Genomic DNA, 7,561 nt, shown 5'->3' on the forward strand with positions numbered 1-7,561 from the left:
ACCGAACCGCCCGCCCTCCTGGCCGCAGCGCCCGCCCCGAACCGACCTGATCCATTGGTCCGAGGGCGGGCGCTGTCGTGTCTGGAGGACACCCCGCATGGCCCTGCACTCCCGCCGTCCCCTCCCGCGGCTGTCCGGGCATCGGTCGACCCGCTACGGCCGCGAGGTCCCGCTACAGCGTCGCACCGTCGAGCATGAGTTCCGCGCCCTGTGCGCGACACTGCCGAGGGCTGCGGGCTCGCCCGCGTCGTCCACGTGGCCGCCGGGGTCACCGTCTCCGTACCCCGTATCGGCGGGGTCACCATCGACCAGGACGGCCGGGTCAGCCGCGTCCCGTCCAGCGCCACCCCGGGCAGCGCACCGCCGACTACCGCGCCGCCGAGGCCCAGCTCGCCGACGCCCTCGGCTGCGCCCGGGTCCGCATCGAGGACATGGCCGCCTGCTGGACGTCGCCGAGACCGGCGGGACGGCCGGCGCGACCGCGTTGCTCGAGCGGTGGGGCCTGGCCTGGGAACCGGCGTCCCCGCCACCGCGGCCGACCGTCTCCGGCCACGCTCGCCGCAGGTCCGCCGGGAGGCTCGCGCTGTCCTCGGAGCTGCTCCGATCGTCCGCCGACCTGATCGGCATCCAGGGCGGAGCCCCGCGTACTAGACCGCCGGCGTCGGAAGGCGGCGTGAGCGAATCTCGGCCATACGCTGCTCGTGCAGCGCCGTACGCGCCGCCATGCCTTGCTCGCCTCGATCTCGGCGAGCGCCTCCGCCCGGGTCATCGGCGCCGGGGAGGCGTACGTGCGGCCGGTTGATTGCGGCACCGCTGGGCCGTGGCCTCCGACTGGTGGCGGGTCACAGACACCCGACGGGGGGCGCCCACACCATCGCCCCGCCGTGGTGGACTCACGACGGTCGGTGCGGGTCGATCAACGGGTAGGTGACGAGGGCGCCCAAACGGCTCGGGGCTCATGTGTCGTTGTCGGGGTCGAGGTCGCGCAGGAACCGGTCGTCGGGGTTGTCGGTCAAGATGGGGGTGTCGTCGTCGACCGTCTCGCTCGGGGTCAGACAGTTCGGACAGATCGCCCGCCCGTCGTCGCTGACCCGCCAGGTCATGAACTCGGTGAACCCGGTCGAGGTGATTCGCCCGCAGCGGCCGCACTGGGCGGTCTCTGGCATGGCTAGCCCTCCCTGCGTTCGTCGAGGTGTGCGGCGAGCTGGCGGCGTAGGTCGTGCAGGTTCCACCAAAGGGTGCCGTTGTCGTCGGCGCGGGCGGGGATGAGCAGCCGGGAGGCCGCCATCCGCTCAAGGCTGGCCGGCTCAATCCGCAGCGCCTCGGTGTCGATCAAGACGGGCCCGTTCCCGGCGGTCATGGCTTCGACCGCGGTTCGGGGACCAACTCGCGCATGGCGAGCAGCTCGTGGGTGTCGTCGCGTGCGGTGCGGCGGGCGACGACAGTAGTGACTGGGGGCAGGGTCGTGGTGCCACCGGCAACCCCGCGGGCCGGGCACGGGCCCATTGGGGCCGGGCGCCGCCGAAGCACCAGGCGAATCCGCGGCCGGAGATCGGCGGTGGTTGGTCGCCATCAGCGCAGACCACCCGCCGCGTCGCGACACCAGGCCCGTGGTCGACGTCGTCGTCGCATCCGGTGTACTCCTGTGCCCGGCACCCCCGTGGCGGGTGTCGTAGCTGAGGTCATGGCGCCCCCGTTCGCGACCCCTGTCACCAGGGGGGCCGCCGGGGTCCGGGGCGACCTGGCTATTCGACTCACCGATCCGCGACCTATCTGATGGTCGACCTCTGAACCAGGCACGCTAGCTGCTACGCGCACCCGTGACCCGTGACTCGCCGGAGGATCTCGGCTGTCCCGCCCTCCCAGGCTAGAACCCCGAGCAGCCGACCACAGGCCTGACGTCGGGGCTCACCAGCCGCGTTCGCGCCACTCCGGCAGGCTCGGCCGCTCGGCGCCGAGCGTGGTGTCGTCGCCGTGGCCCGGGTAGACCCAGGTGTCGTCGTCGAAGCGGCCGAACACCTTGCGCTCGAGCTCGTCCATCAGCGAGTTGTGATGCTCGAGGGTTGTTGTCCGCCCATGTCCGCCGGGGAAGAGGCTGTCCCCGGTGAAGATGTGGCCGGAGCCGTCCGGGTCCTTGTAGTACAGCGCGATCGAGCCCGGGGTGTGCCCGTCGAGGTGGATGACCTCGACGAACGAGTCCCCGAAGCGGACCTGGTCGTCGTCGCCGACCGTGCGGTCCGGGGCCACCGGCAGCTCCGGCGCGTCGAGCGGGTGGGCGTACGTGGTGGGCGAGACCGCCTTCGTGACCTCGCCCAGGGCTTGCACGTGGTCCCAGTGCTGGTGGGTGGTGACGAGGTCCTTGAGCTGGTCGCGCGAGCCCACCGTGTCCACGGTGTCGAGCAGCCGGTCCGCCTCGTTGGCCGCGTCGATGAGCAGGGTGCGCCCGGTGGCCTTGTCGACCAGCACGTAGGCGTTGTTGTCCATCGGCCCGACCGAGACCTTGGTGATGGTCACGGCGTCGAGGTCCCGCTGCGCGGCGGGACCCTCCGGGTCGACGTGTCCGGTGTAGTCGTCGAGGAGGTCCACGCCGGACAGTCTGCCCGCTCCCCCCGACATCCAGTCCAGGGTTCGTGGTCGGGGCTATCGCTGCAGGCCGCGATCGCTCGCCTCGGCGGGGTCATCCTCCCGGGCGTCCGGGTAGGGGTCCGGGCCGGGCGGCGGCTCGACGATGCGGGCGCTGGAGATCATCATCGTGATGAACCCGAGCAGGAACAGCACGCCGTGGAGCACGTGGTCCGGGGTGTTGAGGTCCAGGGGCGACGGGTCGGACGTCCCGACCGAGGCCGCGGTGCCGATCGCGAAGAGGATCAGGTAGACGATCGCCTGCCCGAGGGCGTATCCGCGCAGGGACTTCCGCCGCCACAGGGCCGCGATCCCGAGCAGGGCCGTGAGCAGCAGCAGCGTGCTGTGGGCCGGGTTCAGCCGCAGGGCGAGGAAGGTGGCCTCCGAGCGCCCGAAGAAGCCGTCGCCGCTCCCGACGACGTAGCCCGCGATCGCGACGACGAGCAGGACCACCGACTGGCCGGCGAGCACCGACGACGCGATCCGGCCCAGCAGGCCCTCGTGCGGGACGGCGGGCTGGGGCCGTCCCCCCTCGTCGCGGCCGGCCGGGACGTACGGCGCGCCGCCGGACCGGCCCTCCTGGTCGTGCTGGCCGCGGGTCCCGGCGTCGGGGTGCCCGGACTCGCCGCGGCGGGCGGAGCCGGCGCCGAGGTCGCCCGATTCCCGCCCGGTGCGGTCCCGCGTGCGCTGTCCCCGCTCGTCCTGCTCCGTCATGGACCGGGATGCCTCCTCGGCGGCGCGCAACAAACGCCCGGTTCCTCCGTGCGCCGAGGGCGGGGGCCGGGTGTCGGAGGGCACGCCTAGCATGGGAACCAACCCCGTGAGCCCCCGCGCGCCCGGTCGTTGTCGGTGCCCGGGGGTATGCAGGGCGGGACCACCCGCCCAGCACCAGTGCACGCCCAGGAGGCTCATCCGTGGCCGACCGCCTCGTCGTCAAGGGCGCCCGTGAGCACAACCTCACCGGCGTCGACATCGACCTGCCGCGCGACAGCCTCGTCGTCTTCACCGGTCTCTCCGGCTCCGGCAAGTCGAGCCTGGCGTTCGACACCATCTTCGCGGAGGGGCAGCGCCGCTACGTCGAGTCGCTCTCGGCCTACGCGCGCCAGTTCCTCGGGCAGATGGACAAGCCCGACGTCGACTTCATCGAGGGTCTCTCGCCGGCCGTCTCGATCGACCAGAAGTCCACCAGCCGCAACCCGCGCTCCACCGTCGGGACCATCACCGAGGTCTACGACTACCTGCGGCTGCTCTACGCCCGGGCCGGCACACCGCACTGCCCCACCTGCGGCGAGATCATCTCCAAGCAGACCCCGCAGCAGATCGTCGACCAGGTGCTCGAGATGGAGTCGGGGCGCCGGTTCCAGGTCCTCGCCCCGGTCATCCGCGGCCGCAAGGGCGAGTACGTCGACCTGTTCTCCCAGCTCCAGGGCCAGGGGTACTCCCGGGTGCTGGTCGACGGCACGGTGTACCCGCTGGCCGAGCCGCCGACGTTGAAGAAGCAGGAGAAGCACGACATCGCGGTCGTGGTCGACCGGCTCTCGGTCAAGGCGAGCGCCAAGCAGCGCCTCACCGACTCGGTGGAGACGGCGCTGCGGCTCGCTGAGGGCATCGTCGTGCTCGACTTCGTCGACCTCGACGAGGCCGACCCGGACCGCGAGCGCCGCTTCTCCGAGAAGATGGCCTGCCCCAACGGCCACCAGCTCGCGGTGGACGACCTCGAGCCCCGCGCCTTCTCGTTCAACTCGCCCTACGGCGCCTGCCCCACGTGCGCCGGGCTCGGCACCAAGATGGAGGTCGACCCGGAGCTGCTCGTCCCCGACGACGAGCTCTCCCTCGGCGAGGGCGCCATCGCGCCCTGGAACATGGGCCAGACCGCCGAGTACTTCCAGCGGCTGCTGACCGCCCTGTCCGAGTCCGTCGGCTTCCGGATGGACACGCCGTGGCGCAAGCTGCCGGCGGCGGTCAAGAAGGCCGTGCTGCACGGGTCGACCGACCAGGTGCACGTCCGCTACCGCAACCGCTACGGGCGCGAGCGCTCGTACTACGCCGCCTTCGAGGGCGTCGTGCCGTTCCTCGAGCGCCGCCTCGACCAGGCCGAGTCCGACAGCGCCCGCGAGCGCTACGAGGGCTACATGCGCGAGGTCCCGTGCCCGGTGTGCTCCGGTACCCGCCTCAAGCCGGAGATCCTCGCGGTGACGCTGCGCCACGAGACGCAGGGCGACCGCTCGATCGCCGAGGTCTGCGCGCTCTCGGTGGCCGACTGCGCGGAGTTCCTCACCGGGCTGGTGCTCGGCGCCCGCGAGCAGGTCATCGCCGGTGCGGTGCTCAAGGAGGTGCAGGCCCGGCTGGGCTTCCTGCTCGACGTGGGGCTGGACTACCTCTCGCTCTCCCGCGCGGCCGCGACGCTCTCCGGCGGGGAGGCGCAGCGCATCCGGCTCGCGACGCAGATCGGGTCGGGGCTCGTCGGCGTGCTCTACGTGCTCGACGAGCCGTCCATCGGCCTGCACCAGCGCGACAACCGCCGGCTCATCGACACCCTGACGCGGCTGCGGGACCTCGGGAACACCCTCATCGTCGTGGAGCACGACGAGGACACCGTGCGGGCGTCGGACTGGGTCGTCGACATCGGGCCGGGGGCGGGGGAGCACGGCGGGCAGGTCGTCCACTCCGGGTCGGTCGACGCGCTCGAGGCGAACACCGACTCCATGACCGGGGACTACCTCTCGGGCCGGCGCAGCATCCCGGTGCCGGACATCCGGCGGCCGCGCGACAAGAGGCGCCAGGTCAGCGTGGTCGGCGCGCGCGAGCACAACCTGCACGACGTCGACGTCTCGTTCCCGCTGGGCTGCCTGGTGTCGATCACCGGCGTGTCCGGCTCGGGCAAGTCGACGCTGGTCAACGACATCCTGGCGACGGTGCTGGCCAACAAGCTCAACGGCGCCCGTCAGGTGCCCGGCCGGCACACCCGCGTCACCGGGCTGGAGCACCTCGACAAGCTGGTACGGGTCGACCAGTCGCCGATCGGGCGCACGCCGCGGTCCAACCCGGCCACCTACACCGGCGTGTGGGACCACATGCGCAAGCTCTTCGCCTCCACCAACGAGGCGAAGGTCCGCGGCTACGGGCCCGGCCGGTTCTCGTTCAACGTCAAGGGCGGGCGCTGCGAGGCGTGCGCCGGCGACGGAACGATCAAGATCGAGATGAACTTCCTGCCGGACGTCTACGTTCCCTGCGAGGTCTGCAAGGGCGCCCGGTACAACCGCGAGACCCTCGAGGTGCACTACAAGGGCAAGACGGTCGCCGAGGTTCTCGACATGCCGATCGAGGAGGCCGCGGAGTTCTTCGAGCCGATCACCGCGATCCACCGCCACCTCAGGACGCTCACCGAGGTGGGCCTGGGCTACGTGCGGCTCGGCCAGCCCGCGCCCACCCTGTCCGGGGGCGAGGCGCAGCGCGTCAAGCTGGCCGCGGAGCTGCAGAAGCGCTCGATGGGCCGGACGATCTACATCCTCGACGAGCCGACCACCGGGCTGCACTTCGAGGACATCCGCAAGCTGCTCGGCGTGATCAACGGGCTGGTCGACAAGGGCAACACGGTGCTCGTCATCGAGCACAACCTCGACATCATCAAGGTGTCCGACTGGGTCGTCGACATGGGCCCGGAGGGCGGCAACGGCGGCGGGACGGTGGTCGCCGAGGGCACCCCGGAGCAGATCGCCGCGGCTCCGGGTAGCTACACCGGGCAGTTCCTGGCCGGCCTCGTCACCCCGGACGAGGCGCCGGCCCGACGCACGCGGGCGAAGGCGGGCTGATGAGCGACAACGGTGAGGTCGACCCGCCCCGGCTGCGCGAGGCGTTCCACGCACTCTCGTCGGACGACCGGGACGACCGCCGCCCGTGGGCCGCGACCCCGGGGACGTGGTGGCGCGAGGGCGCCCTCGACCCGGACACCGCGGGCGTCGTCGCCACGGTGCTGACCTGGTGCACCATGGTCGACGACGACGGCGGGGGGTCGCGGGTCGACCTGCTCGCCTCGCTCGCGGCGCTGGCGCAGGACGACCGCGTGCCCGAGGTCGATCTCGACCGGCTCCTCACGGGGGTCGAGGCGCAGTGGACGCCCGAACCCGAACGCCCCCACACCGACGCGCTCCGGGCCGCCCTGGGGCGCTCCGTGCGGCCGCAGCGCAGCCGGAAGGGATACCTCTGGTCGCTCGTGGACCACGTCCACGCCCTCACCGCACCCGACGCGACGACGCGGGAGGCCGCCGTGGCGCCGGCGAAGGCCGAACTCGGGGTCGCTGAGGCCGACCGGCGGGCGCTCGACGCGGTGATCGGGTGGGCGACGGCCTGACGGGTCCGGCCCGGCCGCCCCGGACACGCCCGGCGACCACCGGACACGCCGAGTGGTAGGCTCAATGTGAGCGACCAGCTCGGTGGGCGCGGCTGTGTACCTGCAGTCGTCCCGCCGGGCGGCAAGTGGAGCCCCGTCTCCCACCCGGTCCGCCGCCCCAGGTGGCCGGGTCCGGTCCGCCGTCCCGTCCGCGGGGCGGTGCCACGGCTCGTCGTCGGGAGGATCCGGCGGCGCGGCCGGATCGGTACGAGTCAGGGCCCCCGCCACGAGCAGGACGGCGCGGGGCCCGATTGCGTGGGAACAAGGACCCCCCTCGCCGGGTTGCGGCCGGAAACACTGTCGAACCCGAGGAGAACTCATCAGCGCAGAGACGCGCATCAACGAGCGCATCCGCGTGCCCGAGGTCCGTCTGGTCGGTCCGAACGGCGAGCAGGTGGGGATCGTCCGCATCGAGGACGCCCTGCGACTGGCTCGCGAGGCCGACCTCGACCTCGTGGAGGTCGCGGCCCAGGCGCGCCCGCCGGTCTGCAAGCTCATGGACTACGGCAAGTTCAAGTACGAGAGCGCGCAGAAGGCCCGCGAGTCGCG

Annotated in this window: 6 protein-coding genes; 3 read left to right on the forward strand and 3 right to left on the reverse strand. The window is 72.4% G+C overall.

All coding sequences use genetic code 11. The features are described from left to right. Positions 1-956: 956 nt before the first annotated feature. The 3 genes from VGH76_RS25050 to VGH76_RS25060 form a co-directional block, all read right to left on the reverse strand. A complete protein-coding gene (locus VGH76_RS25050; protein ID WP_331559475.1) occupies positions 957-1,166 on the reverse strand; it encodes a hypothetical protein in 210 nt (69 codons plus the stop codon). Positions 1,167-1,908: 742 nt separating this feature from the next. Beyond that, positions 1,909-2,586 carry an MBL fold metallo-hydrolase gene (locus VGH76_RS25055; RefSeq protein WP_331559476.1) on the reverse strand — a complete coding sequence of 226 codons (678 nt, stop codon included), beginning with the start codon at positions 2,584-2,586 and terminating at the stop codon, positions 1,909-1,911. Positions 2,587-2,640: 54 nt separating this feature from the next. After that, positions 2,641-3,336, reverse strand: a complete 696-nt coding sequence (locus VGH76_RS25060; RefSeq protein WP_331559477.1) for a DUF4383 domain-containing protein — start codon at positions 3,334-3,336, stop codon at positions 2,641-2,643. A 200-nt stretch (positions 3,337-3,536) separates the two neighbouring features. Between VGH76_RS25060 and uvrA the strand changes: the two genes are divergently transcribed. The 3 genes from uvrA to infC all read left to right on the forward strand — a co-directional run. Continuing rightward, positions 3,537-6,434, forward strand: a complete 2,898-nt coding sequence (uvrA, locus tag VGH76_RS25065; RefSeq protein ID WP_331559478.1) for an excinuclease ABC subunit UvrA — start codon at positions 3,537-3,539, stop codon at positions 6,432-6,434. Continuing rightward, the gene (locus VGH76_RS25070) at positions 6,434-6,973 is read left to right on the forward strand and encodes a hypothetical protein (RefSeq protein WP_331559480.1); all 540 of its coding nucleotides are present in this window, start codon (positions 6,434-6,436) and stop codon (positions 6,971-6,973) included. The genes uvrA and VGH76_RS25070 overlap by 1 nt, the downstream gene beginning before the upstream one ends. Before the next feature lie 394 nt (positions 6,974-7,367). After that, positions 7,368-7,561, forward strand: a 194-nt coding sequence (infC, locus tag VGH76_RS25075; RefSeq protein WP_414637814.1) for a translation initiation factor IF-3, incomplete at its 3' end; no start/stop codon positions are given.

The sequence above is a fragment of the Actinomycetospora sp. genome (assembly GCF_036497585.1).
Classification (GTDB): Bacteria; Actinomycetota; Actinomycetes; order Mycobacteriales; family Pseudonocardiaceae; genus Actinomycetospora.